The organism is Metallosphaera javensis (ex Sakai et al. 2022), assembly GCA_021654415.1.
GTDB classification, from domain to species: domain Archaea; phylum Thermoproteota; class Thermoprotei_A; order Sulfolobales; family Sulfolobaceae; genus Metallosphaera; species Metallosphaera javensis.
This window is the reverse complement of sequence record AP024487.1, coordinates 1,192,110-1,212,887: the sequence shown is the minus strand read 5'-3', so window position 1 is coordinate 1,212,887 and position 20,778 is coordinate 1,192,110. Positions and strand designations below refer to the sequence as shown.

The following is a 20,778-nucleotide window of genomic DNA, read 5'->3' as shown; positions in this document are numbered from 1 at the left end:
AGATAGATGGCACTGCCAACAAAGCATATAAGCGTTGAAAGGCGAATATCTGTAAAAGATGTTAAATAAAAAATATGCGTCCGATCTAATGAACACGCCGTCGTGGACCTTGGATCGAAGAGTTGAGGTAATTATGGACACGACTGAGGCGTCTAGGGTCTTTGACAAATTACGTTCATATAAGGAGGTAGTTCTTTACCCCTTACCCTCAACCCTAAAGGAAACGTTGGAGGTAGGCGGTGCCCTGAGAGAGAGCGGAGTACGTACTTCTATTGAGGGTTCCCCTTTCTCCATTGAGCCGAGAATCAGAAGGGAGGAGATGCTCAACTTACCCGGCGTTGCGCTCGTTTGGGATCCCAGGGAACTGACGTGGAACATGGACACGAAGGTTAAGGTTGAGGATGCACTTGAACCCAAGGAAGGACAGTTCGTGATCGGACGCGATTTCCCCATCACTGATCCGAGAACAGGAGTTTTGGCCTATTTTCTGAAAAAGACCACCTTCGTTCAGTTCAAGTATCAGAAAGAGGTCCTGTCGGTTGGAGAGGTAAACGGAACGATAAGGGATGAGGAGTACCTGATTAGACCCAATAGATGGATGACCGATATGGCTGTAGTAAAGATCAAGGAGGCTGAAAAGGATCAAGTGACGGTGAACTCCAGGGAATTGTTCTGTAGGCCCTTGGGTTCAGTATTCGTTCCAGTGAATAGGAAGGAGATGTTTGATGTTCTCATTGGTCTCAGGATGAGGAGCAGTCACTTCTCGCTGGACTGTATAAAACACCTAGGTGAGGTCAGATGAAGGTCTATGTTACAGGTAGAAAAGGGGGAACAGGGAAGACCATGGTGGCTCTCTACCTCCTGATCAGACTGAAGATCATGGGTTACAGGGTGGACTTTAAGGACCTTTCCGATAATGGTATTGCAGGAACCTATCTAAGGAATGTTGGATTCAGAAGGGATCCCAAACCCCACTTCATCATTTACGACATAAAGCCTTCGGCTGTGGACGGATCACAGGACCTGACAATCCTGGTCACGGAGTTACCGTTTATCAAGCTGGAGCAGTGGGATTGGCCCACCAAGAAGATACTGGTGCTTAACAAGGCAACGCCTTTCCCCGATAAGTTCATTCGGCAATTGGAGGAAATAAAGACCCTTGTCCCAGAATTTGATAGCGTCGTAATTGTGCCATTTAACGGTTTCTTGTTCAACGGAGAGCTGATTAACGAACCGGCACTGGACAGGCTGAGTCAAATAGTAGCTGGAAAAGCAAATGACAAGCTTGTACTACCATTCATCGAGGAAGTTTCTAGACAAATTTACTAGACTTACTAACTCTCCCTCAACTTAACCATTGAGGGAAAGCGCTCCATTAGCTTCTTCACCTTGGGGCTGATGACATACCTGCAGTATGGATAATCCCTGTTTCTGTCATAGAACCTAAAGTGGTAATCCTCAGCCCTGTAGAAACCTGTGTAGGGAACCACCTCAGTGACAATCCTTCCGTTGAACTTGGTTCTATTCAATTTCTCTATCACCTCTAGGGCAATCCTTCTTTGCTCCTCATTGTGGTAAAGAATGATAGACCTGTACTGGGAACCAACGTCGTTTCCCTGCCTATTCCTCGTGGTAGGATCATGTATTTCAAAGAAGATCTCGAGGAGCTCCCTGTACGTTATTACGCCAGGGTCAAATTCCACCTGAACCACTTCCGCATGGCCCGTGGTGTCTGAACAGACCTGCTCATAAGTAGGGTCAGGAACCCAACCACCAGCGTATCCCGGTTCGGCCCTCAGGACACCCTTTACCCTTGAAAACACTGCCTCGGTGCACCAGAAGCATCCTCCACCTAGAGTGGCTATTTCGGTCATCAACTTAATGTACGCGTGACTGTTTTAAGGATGTGTTTAAAACTCTTGAGACAATTCCTAATTAAATCGCAAATATAATGCTAGGACCGGACTAGTGAAGATCATCCTGACGTGCACTCCTCACCTATCAGTAAAGACCAATTAAATCACTTGTGAATGATCAACTGTTAAATACCTTTAAAACATTAACCTATTCGGTATGTACGACAAATCGAGATCTAACAAGGTTTATGGTGGTTACGAGAAGGCACCCAACAGGGCCTTCCTCAAGGCAATGGGGTTGACCGACGAGGATATTTCCAAGCCACTCGTGGGAGTGGCAGTGGCATGGAACGAGGCTGGACCCTGCAATATACACCTCTTGGGTCTATCCCAGGTTGTGAAGGAGGGCATCAGGGAACTGGGTGGTACACCCAGAACATTCACGGCCCCCGTACTCATAGATGGAATAGCCATGGGAAGCGAGAGCATGAAGTACTCCCTGGTCAGCAGGGAGGTTATAGCCAACACCGTAGAGCTCACAGTGAATGGACACGGCTACGACGGATTTGTGGCCCTAGGTGGATGCGATAAGACCCAGCCGGGTCTCATGATGTCCATGGCCAGACTCAATATACCCTCAGTTTACATGTATGGTGGAACCACTCTACCGGGCAATTTCAGGGGGAAAGATATAGCCATAGGAGATGTATACGAGGCCGTGGGGGCGTTCTCCGCGGGGAAGATAACTGCTGAAGATCTCAGGATAATGGAGGATAACGCCATACCTGGCCCTGGAGCCTGTGGCGGATTATACACAGCGAACACCATGGCGATGCTGTCCGAAGCCCTTGGACTCTCCCTCCCCGGAAGCTCGGCTCCTCCCGCGGTTAGCTCAGATAGAACCAAGTACGCCAAGGAGACTGGGAGGACATTGATGAAGGTAATGGAAATAGGTCTTAAGCCTAGGGACATACTTACATTTGAGGCATTTGAGAACGGAATTGCCCTACTAATGGCCAGCGGAGGTTCCACGAACGGAGTTCTCCACCTTCTTGCCATAGCCCACGAGGCAGGGGTGTCCCTAACCCTGGACGACTTCGATAGGATAAGCAAGAAGGTTCCTGAGATAGTTAACATGAAGCCAGGCGGAGATTACGTCATGGCCGACCTATACAAGGTCGGGGGAGCCCCCCTGATCCTAAAGAAGCTACTGGACCGTGGACTGATTCACGGTAATGTTATGACCGTCACCGGAAAGACTATGGCACAGAACCTTTCAGAGTACAGAATACCGGACGTTAAGCATGATCATGTGGTCAGGGACCTCTCTAACCCCTTTCTTCCAGCAGGTGGTATAAGGATTCTAAAGGGTAGCCTGGCACCTGAGGGATCGGTGGTGAAGCTCTCCGCTGCCAAAATCAGATATCACAGGGGACCCGCCAGGGTATTTAACTCAGAGGAGGAGGCATTCGAGACGGTGCTGAAGGAGAAGATAAATGAGGGAGATGTAGTGGTAATAAGATATGAGGGACCGAAGGGAGGTCCAGGTATGAGGGAGATGCTTGCAGTAACCAGTGCAATTGTAGGGCAGGGACTTGGTGAGAAGGTTGCCTTGGTAACGGATGGAAGGTTCTCAGGAGCCACAAGGGGTCTAATGGTGGGTCATGTAGCCCCTGAAGCTGCAGTGGGTGGACCCATAGCACTTATCAGGGATGGTGACATGATAGTGATTGACGGCGAGAAGGGGAAACTTGACGTAGAGCTCTCTGAGCAGGAGCTCAAGAGTAGGGCAAAGGACTGGGTACCCCCAGAACCTAGATACAAGTCTGGACTCCTGGCCCAATATGCAAAACTGGTGACCTCCTCGGCAAGGGGAGCGGTTCTAGTTTAACTATTGAAAAGCCTTTTTTTCCCTCTAGGACACAATTACCTGCATGAATATTACCAGGATTAAGATTTACTTCATTCTGCTAATAGCGAATGTCACTGTCCTGTTCGTGGTTGCCTCCCTTCCCAGTTCTCCACAGGTGGGTCAACAAATAATGAATTCCCTGAATTCCACGGTCTCTCCCAGTCAGGGCCTCGTAGGTATGGGAACATCTATTGCTGGACATAATTTCTTTCTATCCCTCTTCATGTCCCTTCCCTTTGTTGGTATTCCTGTGGGTCTGTTCATTATGGCAGACACGGGTTACGCTTTCTCTGCAATAGGTTCTTTTGAAGGAGTGCCCGGCGTAGCGCTTCCCACGTTAGAGGCATTTCTCCCGTTCTTCTGGATGGAATTTGTTTCCTATACAGCCATGATGACGGAGAGTTATTTCATGACTAGGGCGATTCTAAATGGTAATTGGAGGAAAGAACTTCCCACCTATGCACTGGTGATAGGAGTGGTAGCCGTGACCCTAATGGTGAGCGGATTCGTTGAGGCATTTTTTATTTCTATAGGAGTATAAACTGTAGAACTTATACGGTTAAAGTAAGTTTATATTCTACAAGTGCAGAATAGTTAGTGATACTCATGAGGAGAACGTTAAAGGCCGCAATCCTCGGGGCCACAGGCCTGGTTGGAATAGAGTACGTTAGAATGTTAGCGGATCACCCCTATATTAAGCCGGCATATCTTGCAGGAAAAGGTTCTGTAGGAAAGCCCTATGGAGAGATAGTGAGATGGCAAACTGTTGGAAATGTACCCAAGGAAATAGCAAACCAAGAAGTGAAGCCCACTGATCCGAAGCTGATGGATGACGTTGACATAGTTTTCTCCCCATTACCGCAGGGTGCAGCGGGACCCGTAGAGGAGCAATTCGCTAAACTGGGATTCAATGTAGTGAGCAACTCTCCTGATCACAGGTTTGACATGGACGTCCCCATGATAATACCTGAGGTTAATCCGCATACTGTAACCTTGATAGATGAACAAAGAAAGAGGAGAGATTGGAAGGGATTCATAGTTACCACACCCCTATGCACGGCTCAGGGGGCCGCAATTCCGCTTACCCCCATCTATCAGAACTTCAAGATGAGCGGAGTAATGATAACTACAATGCAGTCCCTATCAGGTGCAGGTTACCCCGGAATCGCGTCCTTGGATATAGTGGACAACGCTCTCCCGCTGGGGGATGGATATGACGCTAAGACCGTGAAGGAAATAACAAGGATTCTGTCCGAGGTAAAGAGGAACGTTCCGGAACCAGGTGTTAACGAGATAACCCTAGACGCTACAACACACAGGATTGCCACAATTCACGGACACTACGAGGTTGCATACGTGACCTTCAAGGAGGACACAGACGTAAGAAAGGTAATGGACTCAATGGAGTCCTTCAAGGGAGAACCTCAGGACTTGAAGTTACCTACCGCTCCAGAGAAGCCAATCCTAGTTACTACTCAAGATGCCAGACCACAGGTGTTCTTCGATAGGTGGGCAGGGAATCCGCCTGGAATGAGTGTCGTAGTGGGCAGACTCAAGCAAGTGAATCCGAGGACCATAAGGTTCGTGTCGCTTATCCACAACACTGTTAGAGGGGCCGCAGGAGGGGGCGTGCTCACCGCTGAGCTCCTTATCGAGAAGGGCTACATAGACAAGAGGTAAGCTCTAGTTTTTAATCCCAGACGTTCTTTTTCTCTTCTTGATAATCTTGGATTTTATAGAGCTTGCGGTCAAAGCTGGAATAGATAAGGACAAGGCTGTATCCGTGTACAGAAGATTGAATGGCGGTTACTATATGAAAATTTACTACTCCAAGAGTCCCATACTCTTCAGCTTAGTGAGCTGGCCCAACCTTTACCTGAGGAGCAGGAAGTTTTACCCCAAACTGGCTGAACCGGGATATAGTGAGGCAGTTCAGCTCCTGATAAGTGTGGACGTGATATCCGTTGTAGGGATGTCATCTGTGATTCTGAGTAAACCCCTTCCCCTGGAGCAGGCTAGGAAGGACATAGAGAAGGCCTTCTCCGCAATAAGGGATGATGCAACGGCTAACTCGATCTACCCCTATCCTGAGGAAGGAGAGGTGAAAATAACTCAGGATTTCTTCGCCTTCATTTCGGATCTGGTAAGGAAGAGGAAGGAGGACGATTCCAGGGACATTATGGAAGTTCTGAACGATATGGCCTACGACAGCGAAGCCCTTGAGGAGGTAAAGAAGAAGTACCCCTGGGCGAAGACCGTGAACAGGGCAGACTCGCTCAAGGCCCTAGGGTTGGCAGGTAAGCTGGATGAATTTCTTAAGACCGAGGAAGTGAAACTGGCCGTGCTAATGGGGCAGAGAAACCTTCATATTGACAGGTTACTAGTGGAGAGAGGTATTACAGAAACCGTGAAACTTCTCAGTCATTTTGAGGAGCTAGATCCGAGTTTCGTTCAGAGCGTAGAGGGAGTGAAGAGAATGGTCCTAGAGGTCTCCAATTACGTTTGAAGACAGGCCTTATCTGATCATAAGATTAAAGAATTATAGTGGGGAATTGCTTTAAAGTTCTCACATGAAGACTGTCCAAGTTGCCCTAGTAGTGGACACCAGTGGCTCTCCACTCTCTCCAGAGAAACAGCTGGTGGTAGCGCTCTCTAAGGTACTCTCTAAGAGAACAAGAGTTAATTCCGTTACCTTGTTGGGCTGGCCCATCCTTCTCTTGAGGATGGAGGATTCAGGTGGTTATCTTCTTATTGACGAGACAGGAAAACTAGATACCACATTTAATAGAACTGTCCTGGGGGATTACGAGCACTATCTTGATTCCTTTTCAAAGGTGGCTACACCGGACGAGTTCCTGAACTTGGTTAGGAAAATTCCCTGGGCTGAACCCAGAGGGAAGGAGTCCGTTAGGCTAAAGGGCGTGATAGGAGATGATATCACAACCCTCCTGAAAAACCCATCCATGTCCCTGCCAGTTCAGATCCTAGAAAGGAAGATAACGGAGGAGATGGCGTCTCTAGAGGTAGAGGAATGGAAGAGGCTTCAGGACGTGGTGAACTCCGAGCTGATTAAGGTGGATGAGTACATCAAGAGCTTTATCGCGATTTCAGACACGTTCATTGGAAAGATAGCTGAGGAAAGGCAGAGAATAGAGTCCCTGTACGACCAGGAGATAGACAAAACTAGGGGAGAGCTGGAACAACTCCTGAAACAGAGGAAACCAGTTGCCTATGAAGAGGTGAAGAAGAAGGTACTAGAGTTTGCTCCAAAGCTCTCCGAGATATACGGGGTTATAGCCAAGACGAGATTGGATGCGGAAAGCGGATCGGTCTCTCAAAGACAGGTTTCCTCCCTTGAATCTGCAAAAGACAAGTTAATGAAGGACCTTGAAGCACAGATTAACCAAGCCCTGGAGCCGTACAGGGGAGAGATAAGGGTTTACAAGGAAAAGATTGACTCCCTAGTTGCGAAGAAGAACCAAGAACTAGCCCAGGTAGACAGTAAGCTTGAGGCTTCAAGAAAGATTGTTAATGAGGTAAAATCTGCTCTCGAGAGCGTTAAGGAATTGAAAAGGAGGGAGCTCAACGAACTCGCATCCCTAGCCAGAAGGACCATCTACATTGACGAGAAACTGGAGGTAATACTTCCACTCCTGGTGGCGAAGGATGACTACGGCTTCACACAGGTTGTATCTCCCCTGATGTATAGGGGAAGAAACAGATCTTTACTAGGCTTCGGTAGTAAACTGGAGAACATGTATACCGTTATTGATGAAGAGAAAATCGCGTCATTTTCCGTCCCCAGTGTGGGCCTGCAAGATAACGTGAGGGGGCTAAGGCAGGATATAGAGAAAGGGATAGCGTGGCTGGAGGAGGAGGGTTGGAGGATAAGGAAGCTATTTGAGGACTTTTACTTCTAGAGACGCGATCAGGGATATTTTTATTCTCGGCCGATACAATGAATACCGTGGATGCGAAAATCAGAGAAAAAACAAGAAAGCTCAGGATGACGGAAAGCATTTCTGCGTTCAAGGAGGAGTTAAGGGCCATAACCTTTGAGCCCATCTATGGGGATTCCGTGAAGGATATAATCACGAGGCTAACCACAAAGATCCAGGAGCTCTCTGAAAAGTACGATTACGTGATTGAGTTTCCCAAGAAGGCTGATGTCGAGACGGACGGTAACATATACTACTTTACTTACAATCTAAGAGTAAGGACAAAGGCAGGAGTTAAGAGAATTCAGGTGAAGGTTCAGTACATCATGTATGATCAGGAAGGATGGGTTGGAATGATTACTGAAATCTCGTGATGTACTCAAGTCTTATTTTAAGAGAACAATATAGAAGGCTTGGTTTGGGTAACAGGTGAACAGACTAAAAAACCTCTCATTTTCTTCTCCAGACGTACACGACTAGGATTAGACCGAATACGAGGATTATTAATGCCACTGTAGTTGATATGTTCTGATTAACCGATCTCGAGGTAATATGACTGGTAACGGTGGATGGTAATGGAGTATGATGTCCCACGCTCGTGGTTAGAATTTGAACTGGAGTAATCGCAGTATTGTTTAGGAGGGTTGCGTTGGACAATGTGTAATGGAAAACCTGGCTATTTATCAGGCTTACCGTGGCATTGACTGCGGTCAGGTTATATATGACTGAGTTAACAAGAGTCGCGTTATGGTTAATTATAGTGGCGTTCAGTATGTAGAGGTTGTACCCAGAGGTTCCATTGAAGGTCGGAGTCAAGACATAGGGTAAGAGGACGAAGGTCGCATAGGGTTGAGGTATGACGTTTAGCGTGTTATAGTCTAGGGATGACTTGAGCGCGGTTGGATAGCCATCGAAGGTCACACCGTCTACATATACCTGCCAGGAACCAGCTAAGCCGTAAGGTGAAAGTCCCAGTCCGTTGGAGTTACCTCCGGAGGGCAGGTTGAAGTAGCCGATCCATGAACCGTTCCTATACTCCAGAGGGACAGCATTGGAGATTGCCAGAGAGTCAAAGGATCCCTGTAGGTATGAGGGAATAACAATTGCCGTAAACGTGCCGAACTTCACTGGTGTACCGTTGGGGTATGTTATTGATGCATTTATGACCAGAGTTGAGTTCTGAAGCATGGTCTCCTGGAGTCCACTCAAGGTAATCTGAACAGGCGACGGAGAAACGTAAACCTGAGTTACGCCTACTCCTGATGCCGTGTAATTGCTGAAGTTATAGCTGGCATAAGCTAACACGTTGTAGTATCCTGGAGGAATTCCCTTGGGCAAGGAGAGTTCCTTAACGTAGAACTGACCTAAGGAGGTCTCAATGGAATTGACTGTGGTAGTGAAGTAAGGGACTCCATCCTTAATGAAACTCACTGTTATATTAGGCGAACCCAGAGTTTCAGCGAACACTGCCAAGGTGAAGTTCTCTCCCGGAGTAACTACCAGGGGTTCAGTAGCTATGCCAGGGACCACGTAGGGTACCACATATATTCCTGCAACCAGTTCGTCGAAACCGTAAGTGCCCGGAATCTTAACCAGATATATTCCACTTACCATGGAGGAGTTCAGGGAAAAGGTACCGAATACGTAATCGGATGCGTTACTTAGGGTGATGCCGTACTGACTGAAGTTCAGTACAAGGGGATGAGTGAGCTTTACAGTTGAGATCAACTTCTCCTGCCCTGTCTCCGGGTTGTAACTATACAGGCTAGCCGAGAACTGGGACCTGGGATAGGCGGTAGTTCCGTTTGGATAGGTTAAGTGGACCAGAACTGGCAGGTTGCCTGGACTTGGGTAAAGCGCAACCTGAGGAAGGAGGTACTGAGCTTGCAGGCCAACTGTGAAGTATGCTCCGGACATCTGATTGCCCTGGGTAACTATCACCTCCTCAACTCCCGATCCGGTAGCCTGGAATTGGCCAACCCAGTATGTTCCATTGTAGGTTAGCGGAACCTGTCCCACCAGTGCCGATCCATTGAAGATCTGGGCGAGCGGTTGAGGTGAGGGTGGAGCCTTGACAACAACGTTAACCTCCTGGCCGTCCATGTAGGTGGTGTTTTGCACTGCTACAGATATACCCTGGGTAGGGGAAATCATGGATACGAAGTAGCCTGCATTTATATAGCCTAGGCCCGTGACTGGGTTTGGAGTTCCGTTCACAATATAGGGTGTATTATACCCGTACTCCACGGGAGATATGGCCTTTGTTCCGTTCAATGAGTAGATGAGAGGGTTCACAAATCCAAGTTTACCGTGAACTTGAACGGCCAGCGCCAGAATACCTGCCACAAGGGGCGAGGCCACAGAGGTACCTCCCACTAGCTCGGAGATATTGTAGTAGTATGTGACTGGAACCCCCGTGTATGGGTTTGCATCGGCTGCCACGTCCGGTACCATCCTGAACCCGTGGGCACCCTGATACCAAGGACTGGGAAATATCACGCTGTATCCACCCGTTGATGCGCCGAACAAACTTTCACCGCTCCACGCAGTTTGGACAACACTTCCGTTGGAGTAGTACAAAGATGTTCCCCCAACAGCAAGCACGTAGGGATCAGAAGCCGGAAGCACTAGGTTTCCCAAGGGAGAGAGATAGAAGTTATACCCGTTTCCTCCTCCATCACCACTGCTGGCCACAAAGGTTATTCCCTCGACTTCACCCAACCAGTACTCGTAATTCATAGACTGTACCATGGATAGGGGTATTAAGCCCAAGGCCACGTATATCTCCGGGATGCCAAAGCTCTGCGAGACCACGGAGACCTGATCCTGCTGGTCTATGTAGGCAATGATCTGGGGAAGGGTTGCGTTGGGATTCGCAACGTAAAGTATTATCCCCGCACCTGGGGCTAGCACATGAGCATATTCCACGTCAAGCGAAATCTCAAGTGCCCACCCGCTGGAGATCCCGTCATTGGGGTTGTATGCACCTATACTCTCCACCTTGAAGAAGGGAGGATTGCTTATGTTATAGTCAGAGTCAAATTCCTGAAGCTGTTGTTGTATGTATGGATCTCCGTAGAAGTCCACAATGCCAATGGTCACATTTGTGCCGTTTATTCCCCTGTGAAGCAGGGGAGTGACGTTATATGCATACCTAAGTTGAGATGGAGTCACCTGGGAGAAGGCAACTGCCTGCGTCACATTAATGAGGGTGCTGGGCCTCTGTAGAAGTGAGGTGGTGACGTTGGTGGAGAAGACCAGTGCGTTGGAAACAAGGGGCGAACTGGCGCCAACATACTGATAAAAGGTCAGGTTATGAAACCTCTCCAAGTAGAAGGTTCCTCCCAGGGCTCTCTCAAACTGGGATACCGTGCCCGTCGCTGTTATCACATTCATGTACACGTTTGTGTTTATGCCGTAACTGTTCAGGTAACGCACAAGTTGATCTATCTTCTCCGTAGGAATGAAGAGCGATTGAACTTGTTCCCTGGTCAGAACCTTATGTTCCTGAACGTAGAGCTGGAGTAACTCCAAGTTCTGCGGTTTCTCCACTATGGAGACCATGACCTGCTGAGAGGGAGGAAGGGTAGACCCCTGTTGTTGCCCAAGATGAAATAGTGGTATTCCCTGGCTTAAGATAAGTGCTATGAGCAGAAGTTCCTTGATCATGAGTTCCCCATGCACCTGTAATATCAAAAACTTTTTCGTGACATTTTTTGATTTTAGGCCACTGATCCGCGAAGGAAGAGGTGTTGCTTTTTAATATTTATCTTTAAATATTAACATTTCCTCTTAACGTAGGATCGTAATATGCCAACTTACTATCCAGTGAGAAGGATGGGCATAACCCTCGATGAGCAGAACTTCATTCTCAAGAGACTTGCACAGCTAAAGGTTGAGGGAGAAGTACTGGATGTGGGATGCGGAAATTCGCTCATTCCCATACAGTTATCCAAATTATGGAAGAGAAAAATCACTGCGCTGGATATATGGGATGAATTTCCTCTGGAGACTGCTGTAAAGAACGCTGAGGAGGAGGGAGCTCAGGTGGAGTTTCTAAAGATTGAGAGGCCTGACCTGAAGCTTCCACTCAAGGACTCCTCCTTCTCCTTCGTTTACTCGGTGATGTTCGTTTACAACCTGAGAAAACACGAGAGGGAGTCCCTCTTCACCGAGATAAGAAGGGTTCTGAGGGATGGAGGAACGTTCCTCCTCGTGGATCCTGTGATAGTGAGGAGGGAGAGAACGGAATTGAAGGGGTTCAAGGAGATCTCTTACAGGGAGGAGAACGCGCTCTTCTATTACCTTGCAAGAAAGGAGTGATTATCGGCACAAAATTTGACTTTAACTCCCCGGTTAACGAGTACCGCGTTATCATCCAAAAAGTTAAAAGTTGTTCGAACTACCTAACTTTCATGTCGCAAGTCCCCGATGACGGTGAAAAAATCTCATTCCAAAACGGGAGATGGATAGTCCCGGACAGACCAGTGATACTTTACATTGAGGGAGATGGTATAGGACCTGAGATTGTTGCCTCAGCAAGGCAGGTTGTGGACAAGGCCGTGGAGAAGGCATACGGCTCCAGGAAGGAGATTAAGTGGGTTGAGGTGCTGGCAGGGGATAAGGCCTTTGCAAAGACAGGGGACAGGTTCCCCAAGGAGACTCAGGAAATGCTCATGAACTACAGGGTCGTGGTCAAAGGCCCGCTGGAGACTCCCATAGGGAAGGGATGGAAGTCCGTGAACGTAGCCATCAGGCTCATGCTGGACCTGTATGCCAACATCAGGCCTGTAAAGTATATAGACGGACTGGAGTCACCACTGAAGGAACCTAACAAGGTGGACATGATAATCTTCAGGGAAAACACTGATGACCTATACAGGGGTATAGAGTACACATATGACAGCGAGGAGGCTAAGAAGATCAGGTCTTTCCTCAAGAACGAACTTCACGTGGATGTGGAGGACGACACAGGGATAGGTATCAAGGTAATAAGCAGGTTCAAGACCGAAAGGATCACCAGGATGGCCATGAACTACGCCATTGAGCATGGAAGGAAGAAGGTAACCATAATGCATAAGGGAAATGTGCTCAAGTACACTGAGGGCGCGTTCAGAGACTGGGCCTATGACCTCATTAAGAGAGAGTACAGGGATAAGATTGTGACCGAGGAGGAGATTACCAAGCAGTATAACGGAGTGGCACCTCAGGGAAAGATAGTGGTCAACGATAGGATAGCTGACAACATGTTCCAGCAAATCATAACTAGGCCAGATGAATACGACGTGATACTGGCTCCAAATCTGAATGGGGATTACATATCAGACGCGGCGGGGGCCCTCATAGGAAATATCGGAATGCTGGGTGGGGCAAACATAGGTGACTCGGGAGGCATGTTTGAGGCAATTCACGGTACTGCCCCCAAGTACGCTGGGAAGAACGTGGCCAACCCTACGGGAATAATTAAGGGATGTGAACTCATGCTGAGGTTCATGGGATGGAATGAGGCAGCTGATCTTGTGGAGAAGTCCATATTGAGGGCAGTGTCCATGAAGAGGGTTACCCAGGACCTCGCCAGGTTCATGGGAGTGAAAGCCTTAAGCACCACTGAGTTCACCAAGGAACTCATCAACATCATGGATACCCTTTAGCCCATACCTAGGGCCAGCGAAATCCTGTCAAGTGTTTTTCGAATCCTCCTCTCCTCTTCCTTTATCATGGAGAGCTCACGTTTCAACTCTGAGGCCTTCTCCACCTGCTCCTTAATCTTGATTGCCTCCCTTCCCAGATACTTGCTCTTGAGCTTTCCCTCCTCCCAGTACCTGAGATAATAGTACACGTTACCGTTAATTGTCTTGGATTCCAAGTGACCATTGGGGAGCGAGTTCAGTTCCTCCTCTATCCTCTTCCTCCTCTCCTCCAGTTGGGAAAGTCTATCCTCCAGTTCCTTAACTCGTTTCCACATCGGATCCTTCGTCGTACTCATAGCCCATCTCTTCCGCTAGGTTCTCCTCAAGGGCTTTCATTATCTTCTCCTTGTCATGAACTTCCACGTATTTCCTTATTCCCCCGGCCCTTCCCCTGTTCATTATCTTTATCTTCACTATTCCAAACATGTCCAGCTCCGAGACTATGTCCGAGAATCTTCTGTAGGAGAGTGGCTTCTGCTTTAGCTTATCGCAGTACTTGGAGTAGACCTTATGTGCAGTTACCACGTCCTCCGTGGTTACGATGGCCCTCAATGCCAATTTGTAATGGAAGGGAAGAGATTTAACTGCCTCGAAAAGCCTTTCCTGCTCGTACTCCACTATGGCCTTATCCACGTGCTCCTTCTTGATGAAACCAATTCCCGAGGCCAACTGCGCAGATCTGAAGAGAAGGTTCACCGCCTTCCTCGCGTCTCCGTGCTCCCTCGCAGATATTGCAGCTATGTAAGAGAGTATCTCGTCGTTGAAGGTCCCTTCTATTAGACCGTACTCGGCATACTTGGCCAGGATCTCCTTGAGCTGAACGGCATCATAGGGCTTGAAAATGACCGATGGACCCAGTGACGACAAAACCCTAGGTTCCATGTAATCCCTCACGTTGATGTCGTTACTGATCATGATGACCGAAACATCTGCGTCGGCTCTTAACAACTGATAAAGGACTATGTCTCCTCCCCTCCTCTTCACTAGGGTGTCCACCTCATCCAGATAGATGAGGGCCTTCTTGCCCCTAAGCACACTCTTTATCTTGTCAATATACTCTCCCAGGTTCACCCCATGCCTCGGAACTAGGCTATTGGTAAGCTTTTCCGCAATTACCGAGAGGACAGCCTGAGGGGTTCCCCCAACCTCCCTAGAGTTCAGGTAGACCTGCTTTACCCCGTTGTAGTCTTGGTCCTCCTTCTTCACCTCCTCAATCTCGTTATAGATGTACTTAACCACAAAGGTTTTACCTGTCCCCGTCAGGCCCAGGAACAGGTTGGAGAACTTAACGTCGTTCTTCACGAAATACCTGACTGCTATGGCTGTCTCCCTGATTATGTCCTCCCTGAAGGGGATATCCGTGAAGACTGACAGGGGGTCTATGAAAACCTTTGGGTTTCGAATAACCTCACCCTTACCCCCCTTTAACGCCTCTCTGATCACGGAGTTTCCTTAGTTTCCTAGGTTAAATTGAGTTTCATTTAGCGTCATAGTATTATCCCGTAATGATATCACGATGTTATTACTCAGGACCAAATAGCTGAACGTGTTACAGTATATGTGCAGTGTTTCCATTAGTTATTTTCCCTAATCCCCAAACTCGCGTGGGAGAGAGACTGTAAACATGCAGAGTTTCCTCCGTTAGGGCCTACTTCCTTCGCATGAAGGCCTATATAAATTAGCCAAACTATAATGAGTTTAGTTGTAACGATCTGAGTCTAGGAAACACTGCATCTGCACACTGACAGTTAAGGTTTCAAATAATACTGAGCCTCAAGGTATTATCTACGGGGAGGTTGAAAACATCAGTTCAATTAAAAACTCACTTGTTTACTTTTAGGGTATAGCTAGAAAGGAAACATTGCATCTATACTGTAGTCCAAGTTTCAATATGAAGACATAAGAACTTGCTATGTTATAGAGTGACATGCCCAGACTTTCAACACAGGAAATAGAGAAGGCCCTATCTACTCTCCATAACTGGAAATACGAGAACGGAGAGCTGGTCAAGGAGTTCAAGTTCAAGGATTTCGCCTCTTCCATCAGGTTCTTAACCATGGTTCAGCCAGTGGCCGACTCCCTAGACCATCATCCTGACCTGTGTGTGTACTATAATAGAGTGGTCATCCACCTTACTACGCATGACGAGGGTGGAGTTACAGACCTTGATTTGAAGCTAGCCCAAAAGTTGGACGAACTCGAGAAGCTGATGCATTAACCGGGGAGTTAAAACACAAAGATATCCTATTTGGGGCTACCTCATATTGTTGTGTATTTAAGAAGCCTTTAACGTGAAATACACAACAAACCAGACTAGGCCCTCCTATTTTCGTGGATCCATGTCTTCTACCCGGCGAAGCTTGGCTTTACCGGGGAGTTAAAGATCTCAGCACTTAAAGGACTCGTCACCCATCGGACTGGGAAGTAGTCATCACAGGCCAGTGCTCACGCACCCTGACTTCCATCTCCTGCTTAGGCCTTTCAAAATAATATTTTTATACTCCTCCGAGGGCATACTTTCACCCATATCCTGATCGGATACGTAGGCCACGGCGAAATACTCCCTTCCCTGATCATCTAGAACCTTAAGGGTTCTTCTAACGTATTTTATGAGATGACCCTCCGCCTTATCTAGGGTGTTGAGGTAATCCTCTACAAGGGTGTAAATGTAACCGCAAACTCTCCCTTCAGGATCTTCCTTAAGGTTGGCGCAGAGGCCATACTTACAGGGGACGTTGAATATCATTCTGTAACCCTTGAGAATCCCATTGACCTCCCTGAGAATTTCCTTAACTCCCCTTTCACTCAATACGTCATAATTGGTGTTCTCCGCATAGGCAAAAAGATTGGTTATGACAGGCATTCCAATCCAGCGAGAATAATCGCCAGAGGGAATGAGATCCCTGTCCTTGATACTCTGGTTATACCTGTAAATGTAAACCCCATTGAGTCTGTGAAGTCTCTTCTCGTCAAAGAAAACCGTGGTCAGTTCCCTGACGTAAAGGTCATCCTCCTCTCCCTTATAGTCCTCAACCTGATCCAAGAGGTCCAGGGTGGCCTTGTCAATCTCGTAAACTTCGCCCCAAATTCTACCTTCGCCCTTTACTACTCCCGGGTAACCCCCCAGATCATACATGTCGTAATTCTCTGCGTATCCAAGACCGACAAATCTAGCCTTCCTCAGGTAATGATGCAATTCAAATCCATATCTGAGGCTCCCGTAGGCCATGATATACATGCTCATCCCTCTAGAAACTGAAACCAAAGTTCCAACTCGTTTAGAGAAATCTCCCTTAAAACCTCACCATTCTCCTTTACCTCTCCCCCAAGTATTTCGTATCCGTCCTCAACTCTCCTCAACTTGATCTCCATGGTCCTTACAATGTCTGCACTCTCACCCGAGGCCTCTTCCACAGAGGGAGGGTAATACACTAGGCGGACATCACCATCGTGACTTGTTAGCTTGTACTTTCCGGAATCCTCCAACCTCCTCACAGTTTCAAACGACAGTTTCATTAATATTCCTCTTCACTAGAAGCTTTAAATCCCTCATGTCTTCTACGACCACCGTTTCGTCCTTCTTTATGTCCTCTAGTGCTACGGCCTCCCAGTATTCACCCTCAATGAGGACATATCCTATCTTACCCTTGGGAATGTCATCCACTGCCTTCCCCACCTTTCCCCTATAGGTGTAAAGGTTTCTCTTTCTAGTCTTTGCAATGACGTAGATCATTCTGTAGGATAGGAAACCAATTAACGCCAACGAAGGCACCACCACAACGGGATCTGATATGTAACCAGTTAGAATCAGTGCTATAATTAGAACGAGAATAATTATAACCGGAATTACATAAGCGTGAGCCACAAAAATTTTATTGACGGCCGGCATTATAAAACATATTCATGTATTACATTTCCGTAGGTATTTTACTGCTTCTTGTGCTTTCTGCCCTGTTACCTCTAGGTCTTGTGACATCAGCTCAGACAGGAATCTCATTGCCGGTTGGGATTAGCTTCTTCTCCCTTTTCTCCACCTACTACACTCCCTACGTTATGGGGGTCATGAACCTCTCATCCCTTCAGATTGGTAGGTCCTACATCTCTGGCCAGCCTTTTCAGTACGGAAACGCGTCCCTCCAGCTCAATGTCATGCTCAACGGCACCTACTGGGCTCAGGATGTAATGCTGTTTCACGAGATAAATAACAGAACCTTCCAGGTCTTCATGGTTGTTAATTTCTGGAACCTCACAGGTCCATTCGTTTCCCTTGTGGAAAACACCACAACCTTTGACGGCCTCGGGGTTTACTGTTATCAGGGACCCAGTTTCAACGTTACCCTTCCCGTCTCCCTGTCCCTATTCATGAACTCTTCTCAGCACCTTCAGTTCGGGTACTCGGTGAATGGGATCAAGAAGGTATACTTGACTTTACCCTTCCATGGCCTTTTCAAGCTTGGCGGTCTATCGGCCAATGGACTGCCAAACGACCTAGAGATGGTGTGGGGTGGACCAGGCGGTGGAAGTGTAGTGGACATGTTGGCTCAGGGATCCGAGGAGCTCTACTTCCTCCAGGGTAGCAACCTGACCATTGTTCCTTCAGCTTTGTCTGTGGGCTTGGACACAGCGGAGTCAGCCTACGGGGTGACCTCATTTCCCAACTTGGAAAATATACAGAAACCGTTCGCAGAAATTAACCGGGGGGTTAATACACCTTCCGTTCTCTGGCCTGTTCCACCAAAGATAAACGTGACGCAGGTTAACGATACCGTTCACGTGAAGTTATCCTACGGGAACTACACCTTCTCAGGGCAGGAAGTTGAGATAAGGGTCTTGAAGGGTCTAAGCCTAGTCACCCTAGCTCAGGGAATAACAAACTCATCCGGTGAAGTTACATTCACCAACGTTACCCAGTCGTTTTACGAAGTGTATTTTCCGGGGAATTACTCCCTTTCCCAGTCCTACGCCCTCTCCTCTCCCCAGTTAAACCATTTAATAAGCGTGACCACATCTGCCTTTGACTCCCTGGTTCACTTCCTTGAGACGTACAACTTTAAGAAGGCTCTAAGTTCGGACTTCAATCACGTTAAATATCACGGACAAACCTCCGTGAACTACCTCCTACTCGAGGTGATAGGAGGTCTCACGGCTGGAATTCTGGTGTCGGCGCTCCTAGTAAGAAAGTATACCTGAGTTCACTAGAAAAAATGTGAAACCAATGTTTTTAACTTTGTAACTCCCATATATCACATGTCTCTAGTAGCAGATTTAGTTGGAATAGTCTTTCTCCTTATCATTATCCTGATATTCGTAGCTCTCTCCTTCAGGATAGTTAGGGAGTGGGAGAGGGCAGTGGTCCTCAGGTTGGGAAGGATATTAGCGTTGAAGGGACCTGGTATCATTTTCCTAATCCCCTTCGTTGATAAACCGCTGGTGGTGGATCTAAGGGTTAGGACGGTGGACATACCACCCCAAACAACAATTACTCGAGATAACGTCACAGTTTCCATAGATGCCGTCGTCTATTACAAGGTCGTGGACCCCATGAAGGCCGTTTCCATGGTGGCCAACTACAACATGGCAGTCCTAAACATTTCTCAAACATCCTTGAGGGATATAATAGGGCAGATGGAGCTCGACGAGGTCCTTAGCAAGAGGGAAGAGATAAACAAAAAGTTACAGGAGATACTGGATTCCTACACCGAGGCGTGGGGGGTTAAGGTCACGGCAGTGACTGTGAGGGATATAAAACTGTCTCCGGACCTATTAACTGCCATTGCTAAGCAGGCGGAGGCGGAGAGATTGAGGAGGGCCAAGGTAATTCTAAGCGAGGGCGAAAAGCAGGCCTCCACTATCCTGGCTGAGGCCTCCAAGTCCTACCAGACTAATCCCATGGCCCTTCAGTTGAGGTTCCTGGAGACCCTATCGGATATATCACAGAGAGGAGGGCTAATAGTAGTGGTTCCAGCGGAGAAGGAGATATACCCGACGCTCTCAACTTCACTGGCCCTGGTAAACAGCCTTAAAAAAATGGAAAGCGGTAGCTCCAAGGGAGGAAGTTGAAACCCAGTGTCACCATTCTAGGGGTTGGTCCCGGAGATCCAGAGCTAATCACCCTGAAGGCCTTGAGAAGGTTAAGGGAATGTGACGTTGTTTTTTACACCGGTTCTCTGATCAGTGACGACGTGAAAAACTTGTTTAAGGACAAGATTACCCGCGACACGGCTATCATGACCATGGAGGAGATAGTTAGGAGCGTGAAGGAGGAACTTGAGCAGGGCAGGAAGGTATGTATCGCTCACGACGGTGATCCCTCCATCTACGGGGCCATCAGCGAGGAGATTTCCCTTCTGGCAAGGGAGGGAATAGAAGCTGAGATAATTCCAGGGATAAGCTCCTTTCAGCTCTCCGCATCACTCTTGGGCGTGGAGTTAACCTGCCCCGGAGGGCCTCAGTCCATTATCATAACGCGACTACCCTACAGGACCTCGTACGAGAGGAGGATGGTCTTGGACAGGAACTCCAGTGTGGTGATCTTTCTTTCTATTCATCTGGTCAACTTGGTTCAGGAGGAACTGCTCAAGGTGTTTCCCCAGGACTATCCAGTTGCGGTGGTGTATAGGGCTGGTTGGAGCGATCAGCTGATCCTCAGGGGTGAACTCAAGCACCTGGAAAGGATGGTAAGGGAGAACAGGATAACCAAGACTGCCCTGATCCTGGTGAGCGAATGCCTCCGGTTCCAGGGAGAGAAGAGGAGCAATCTGTACTCCCCAGACTTCATACATTCGTATAGGGGGTTGAAATGAACCTTTATGGTGTTGGTGTCGGCCCTGGCGACCCGGAACTTCTCACCCTGAAGGCTCTCAGGCTCATCAGGGATGCAGATCTGGTGGTGATCCCAACATCCTCCAAGAGGATTACCTTTAACGCCGTTTTACCCCATGTCCAGGGAAAGGAGGTCCTGGAGTTTCCCTTACCGGTGAGGAAGGACAGGTCTGCCTACCAGGGCTTAGTGGATCAGATAAGGTCCTACAACAACGTGGTGTACGTAACCTTGGGGGATCCTGCGTTTTATAGCTCCCTATATAGACTTGGTCAGTTCACAGAGATCAGAGAGGTGGTACCGGGTATCACTTCATTTTCATGGTGTTCTGCACTTCATAAAACTCCAATTGCCCTGGGGAAGGAGAAAGTTCTAATATCGCCGGATCCAGTGAACCTGAACGAACACAGGGTGAACACACTGGTATTCATGAAAGGGGAAGTGGAATCTCCTGTAAGATGCGGAAACGGCTATTTCACTGTCTCAATAAAAAGGTTAGCCTAGCGCGGACATGGTGACGTACTCATCTAAGTCCAGTGACGTTCTATAATATCTCACATAC

General features: G+C 47.9%; 22 protein-coding genes. 15 read left to right on the top strand and 7 right to left on the bottom strand.

Annotated elements, in window-relative coordinates; all coding sequences use genetic code 11:
• Positions 1 to 133 precede the first annotated feature (133 nt).
• Positions 134 to 802 carry a hypothetical protein gene (locus tag QVC96_RS07085; RefSeq protein WP_287690386.1) on the top strand — a complete coding sequence of 223 codons (669 nt, stop codon included), beginning with the start codon at positions 134 to 136 and terminating at the stop codon, positions 800 to 802.
• Complete coding sequence (locus tag QVC96_RS07080; RefSeq protein ID WP_238025577.1) at positions 799 to 1,329, top strand: hypothetical protein; 531 nt, start codon at positions 799 to 801, stop codon at positions 1,327 to 1,329. Before QVC96_RS07085 ends, QVC96_RS07080 begins: the two co-directional genes overlap by 4 nt.
• Positions 1,330 to 1,334: 5 nt before the next feature.
• Here QVC96_RS07080 and msrA read toward each other — a convergent pair whose 3' ends face one another.
• A complete protein-coding gene (gene msrA / locus QVC96_RS07075; RefSeq protein ID WP_238025576.1) occupies positions 1,335 to 1,874 on the bottom strand; it encodes a peptide-methionine (S)-S-oxide reductase MsrA in 540 nt (179 codons plus the stop codon).
• A gap of 199 nt (positions 1,875 to 2,073) precedes the next feature.
• Between msrA and ilvD the strand changes: the two genes are divergently transcribed.
• The 6 genes from ilvD (at position 2,074) to QVC96_RS07045 (ending at position 8,080) form a co-directional block, all read left to right on the top strand.
• A complete protein-coding gene (gene ilvD / locus QVC96_RS07070) occupies positions 2,074 to 3,747 on the top strand; it encodes a dihydroxy-acid dehydratase (protein WP_238025575.1) in 1,674 nt (557 codons plus the stop codon).
• A 43-nt stretch (positions 3,748 to 3,790) separates the two neighbouring features.
• The gene (locus QVC96_RS07065; RefSeq protein WP_287690385.1) at positions 3,791 to 4,309 is read left to right on the top strand and encodes a hypothetical protein; all 519 of its coding nucleotides are present in this window, start codon (positions 3,791 to 3,793) and stop codon (positions 4,307 to 4,309) included.
• A gap of 65 nt (positions 4,310 to 4,374) precedes the next feature.
• On the top strand, positions 4,375 to 5,448 hold the full coding sequence (gene asd / locus QVC96_RS07060; RefSeq protein ID WP_238025573.1) for an aspartate-semialdehyde dehydrogenase: 1,074 nt from the start codon (positions 4,375 to 4,377) through the stop codon (positions 5,446 to 5,448).
• Between the two features lie 37 nt (positions 5,449 to 5,485).
• Positions 5,486 to 6,274, top strand: coding sequence for a hypothetical protein (locus tag QVC96_RS07055; protein WP_238025572.1), 789 nt, complete (start codon positions 5,486 to 5,488; stop codon positions 6,272 to 6,274).
• A gap of 64 nt (positions 6,275 to 6,338) precedes the next feature.
• Complete coding sequence (locus QVC96_RS07050; protein ID WP_238025571.1) at positions 6,339 to 7,688, top strand: hypothetical protein; 1,350 nt, start codon at positions 6,339 to 6,341, stop codon at positions 7,686 to 7,688.
• 47 nt (positions 7,689 to 7,735) lie between these two features.
• Positions 7,736 to 8,080: a hypothetical protein gene (locus QVC96_RS07045; protein ID WP_287690383.1), complete on the top strand. Its 345-nt coding sequence runs from the start codon at positions 7,736 to 7,738 to the stop codon at positions 8,078 to 8,080.
• Between the two features lie 76 nt (positions 8,081 to 8,156).
• On the opposite strand, the gene QVC96_RS07040 is transcribed toward QVC96_RS07045, so the two are convergent.
• Positions 8,157 to 11,375 carry a S53 family peptidase gene (locus QVC96_RS07040; protein WP_287690382.1) on the bottom strand — a complete coding sequence of 1,073 codons (3,219 nt, stop codon included), beginning with the start codon at positions 11,373 to 11,375 and terminating at the stop codon, positions 8,157 to 8,159.
• Positions 11,376 to 11,516: 141 nt separating this feature from the next.
• Here QVC96_RS07040 and QVC96_RS07035 point away from each other — a divergent pair, with 141 nt between their 5' ends.
• Entirely contained in the window at positions 11,517 to 12,029 is a 513-nt protein-coding gene (locus QVC96_RS07035; protein ID WP_238025566.1) for a class I SAM-dependent methyltransferase, read from the top strand.
• A 92-nt stretch (positions 12,030 to 12,121) separates the two neighbouring features.
• Positions 12,122 to 13,357: an NADP-dependent isocitrate dehydrogenase gene (locus QVC96_RS07030; protein ID WP_238025565.1), complete on the top strand. Its 1,236-nt coding sequence runs from the start codon at positions 12,122 to 12,124 to the stop codon at positions 13,355 to 13,357.
• On the opposite strand, the gene QVC96_RS07025 is transcribed toward QVC96_RS07030, so the two are convergent.
• Entirely contained in the window at positions 13,354 to 13,692 is a 339-nt protein-coding gene (locus QVC96_RS07025) for a hypothetical protein (RefSeq protein ID WP_287690380.1), read from the bottom strand. The genes QVC96_RS07030 and QVC96_RS07025 overlap by 4 nt on opposite strands.
• Positions 13,655 to 14,839 carry a Cdc6/Cdc18 family protein gene (locus QVC96_RS07020; protein WP_238025562.1) on the bottom strand — a complete coding sequence of 395 codons (1,185 nt, stop codon included), beginning with the start codon at positions 14,837 to 14,839 and terminating at the stop codon, positions 13,655 to 13,657. The genes QVC96_RS07025 and QVC96_RS07020 overlap by 38 nt, the downstream gene beginning before the upstream one ends.
• Positions 14,840 to 15,323: 484 nt before the next feature.
• On the opposite strand from QVC96_RS07020, the gene QVC96_RS07015 reads away from it, so the two are divergent.
• The gene (locus QVC96_RS07015; RefSeq protein ID WP_238025560.1) at positions 15,324 to 15,614 is read left to right on the top strand and encodes a 4a-hydroxytetrahydrobiopterin dehydratase; all 291 of its coding nucleotides are present in this window, start codon (positions 15,324 to 15,326) and stop codon (positions 15,612 to 15,614) included.
• Positions 15,615 to 15,827: 213 nt separating this feature from the next.
• On the opposite strand, the gene QVC96_RS07010 is transcribed toward QVC96_RS07015, so the two are convergent.
• Genes QVC96_RS07010 through QVC96_RS07000 form a run of 3 tightly spaced genes read right to left on the bottom strand, consistent with a single transcriptional unit; the run spans position 15,828 to position 17,261 of the window.
• On the bottom strand, positions 15,828 to 16,634 hold the full coding sequence (locus QVC96_RS07010) for a gamma-glutamylcyclotransferase (protein WP_287690378.1): 807 nt from the start codon (positions 16,632 to 16,634) through the stop codon (positions 15,828 to 15,830).
• Between the two features lie 2 nt (positions 16,635 to 16,636).
• Complete coding sequence (locus QVC96_RS07005) at positions 16,637 to 16,912, bottom strand: hypothetical protein (protein ID WP_238025559.1); 276 nt, start codon at positions 16,910 to 16,912, stop codon at positions 16,637 to 16,639.
• Positions 16,896 to 17,261, bottom strand: a complete 366-nt coding sequence (locus QVC96_RS07000) for an NfeD family protein (protein WP_238025557.1) — start codon at positions 17,259 to 17,261, stop codon at positions 16,896 to 16,898. The genes QVC96_RS07005 and QVC96_RS07000 overlap by 17 nt, the downstream gene beginning before the upstream one ends.
• A 38-nt stretch (positions 17,262 to 17,299) precedes the next feature.
• Between QVC96_RS07000 and QVC96_RS06995 the strand changes: the two genes are divergently transcribed.
• From QVC96_RS06995 to QVC96_RS06980, 4 genes are read left to right on the top strand one after another with little or no spacing between them, the layout of a single operon-like run.
• Complete coding sequence (locus tag QVC96_RS06995) at positions 17,300 to 18,586, top strand: thermopsin family protease (protein ID WP_287690375.1); 1,287 nt, start codon at positions 17,300 to 17,302, stop codon at positions 18,584 to 18,586.
• A 57-nt stretch (positions 18,587 to 18,643) separates the two neighbouring features.
• Positions 18,644 to 19,456: a slipin family protein gene (locus QVC96_RS06990; RefSeq protein WP_238025553.1), complete on the top strand. Its 813-nt coding sequence runs from the start codon at positions 18,644 to 18,646 to the stop codon at positions 19,454 to 19,456.
• Positions 19,453 to 20,199: a cobalt-precorrin-4/precorrin-4 C(11)-methyltransferase gene (locus QVC96_RS06985; protein ID WP_238025552.1), complete on the top strand. Its 747-nt coding sequence runs from the start codon at positions 19,453 to 19,455 to the stop codon at positions 20,197 to 20,199. Before QVC96_RS06990 ends, QVC96_RS06985 begins: the two co-directional genes overlap by 4 nt.
• Positions 20,196 to 20,720, top strand: a complete 525-nt coding sequence (locus QVC96_RS06980; RefSeq protein WP_238025550.1) for an SAM-dependent methyltransferase — start codon at positions 20,196 to 20,198, stop codon at positions 20,718 to 20,720. The genes QVC96_RS06985 and QVC96_RS06980 overlap by 4 nt, the downstream gene beginning before the upstream one ends.
• Positions 20,721 to 20,778: the final 58 nt, after the last annotated feature.

Bases quoted from the DNA above. Each gene is read 5' to 3' on its own strand.
- QVC96_RS06980 (WP_238025550.1), top strand. From the start codon at position 20,196: ATGAACCTTTATGGTGTTGGTGTCGGCCCTGGCGACCCGGAACTTCTC.
- QVC96_RS07040 (WP_287690382.1), bottom strand. From the start codon at position 11,375: ATGATCAAGGAACTTCTGCTCATAGCACTTATCTTAAGCCAGGGAATA.
- QVC96_RS07015 (WP_238025560.1), top strand. From the start codon at position 15,324: ATGCCCAGACTTTCAACACAGGAAATAGAGAAGGCCCTATCTACTCTC.
- QVC96_RS07050 (WP_238025571.1), top strand. From the start codon at position 6,339: ATGAAGACTGTCCAAGTTGCCCTAGTAGTGGACACCAGTGGCTCTCCA.
- QVC96_RS07030 (WP_238025565.1), top strand. From the start codon at position 12,122: ATGTCGCAAGTCCCCGATGACGGTGAAAAAATCTCATTCCAAAACGGG.
- QVC96_RS07010 (WP_287690378.1), bottom strand. From the start codon at position 16,634: ATGTATATCATGGCCTACGGGAGCCTCAGATATGGATTTGAATTGCAT.
- msrA (WP_238025576.1), bottom strand. From the start codon at position 1,874: ATGACCGAAATAGCCACTCTAGGTGGAGGATGCTTCTGGTGCACCGAG.
- QVC96_RS07025 (WP_287690380.1), bottom strand. From the start codon at position 13,692: ATGAGTACGACGAAGGATCCGATGTGGAAACGAGTTAAGGAACTGGAG.
- QVC96_RS07005 (WP_238025559.1), bottom strand. From the start codon at position 16,912: ATGAAACTGTCGTTTGAAACTGTGAGGAGGTTGGAGGATTCCGGAAAG.
- QVC96_RS07080 (WP_238025577.1), top strand. From the start codon at position 799: ATGAAGGTCTATGTTACAGGTAGAAAAGGGGGAACAGGGAAGACCATG.
- asd (WP_238025573.1), top strand. From the start codon at position 4,375: ATGAGGAGAACGTTAAAGGCCGCAATCCTCGGGGCCACAGGCCTGGTT.
- QVC96_RS07035 (WP_238025566.1), top strand. From the start codon at position 11,517: ATGCCAACTTACTATCCAGTGAGAAGGATGGGCATAACCCTCGATGAG.
- QVC96_RS06990 (WP_238025553.1), top strand. From the start codon at position 18,644: ATGTCTCTAGTAGCAGATTTAGTTGGAATAGTCTTTCTCCTTATCATT.
- QVC96_RS07085 (WP_287690386.1), top strand. From the start codon at position 134: ATGGACACGACTGAGGCGTCTAGGGTCTTTGACAAATTACGTTCATAT.
- ilvD (WP_238025575.1), top strand. From the start codon at position 2,074: ATGTACGACAAATCGAGATCTAACAAGGTTTATGGTGGTTACGAGAAG.
- QVC96_RS06995 (WP_287690375.1), top strand. From the start codon at position 17,300: ATGTATTACATTTCCGTAGGTATTTTACTGCTTCTTGTGCTTTCTGCC.
- QVC96_RS07065 (WP_287690385.1), top strand. From the start codon at position 3,791: ATGAATATTACCAGGATTAAGATTTACTTCATTCTGCTAATAGCGAAT.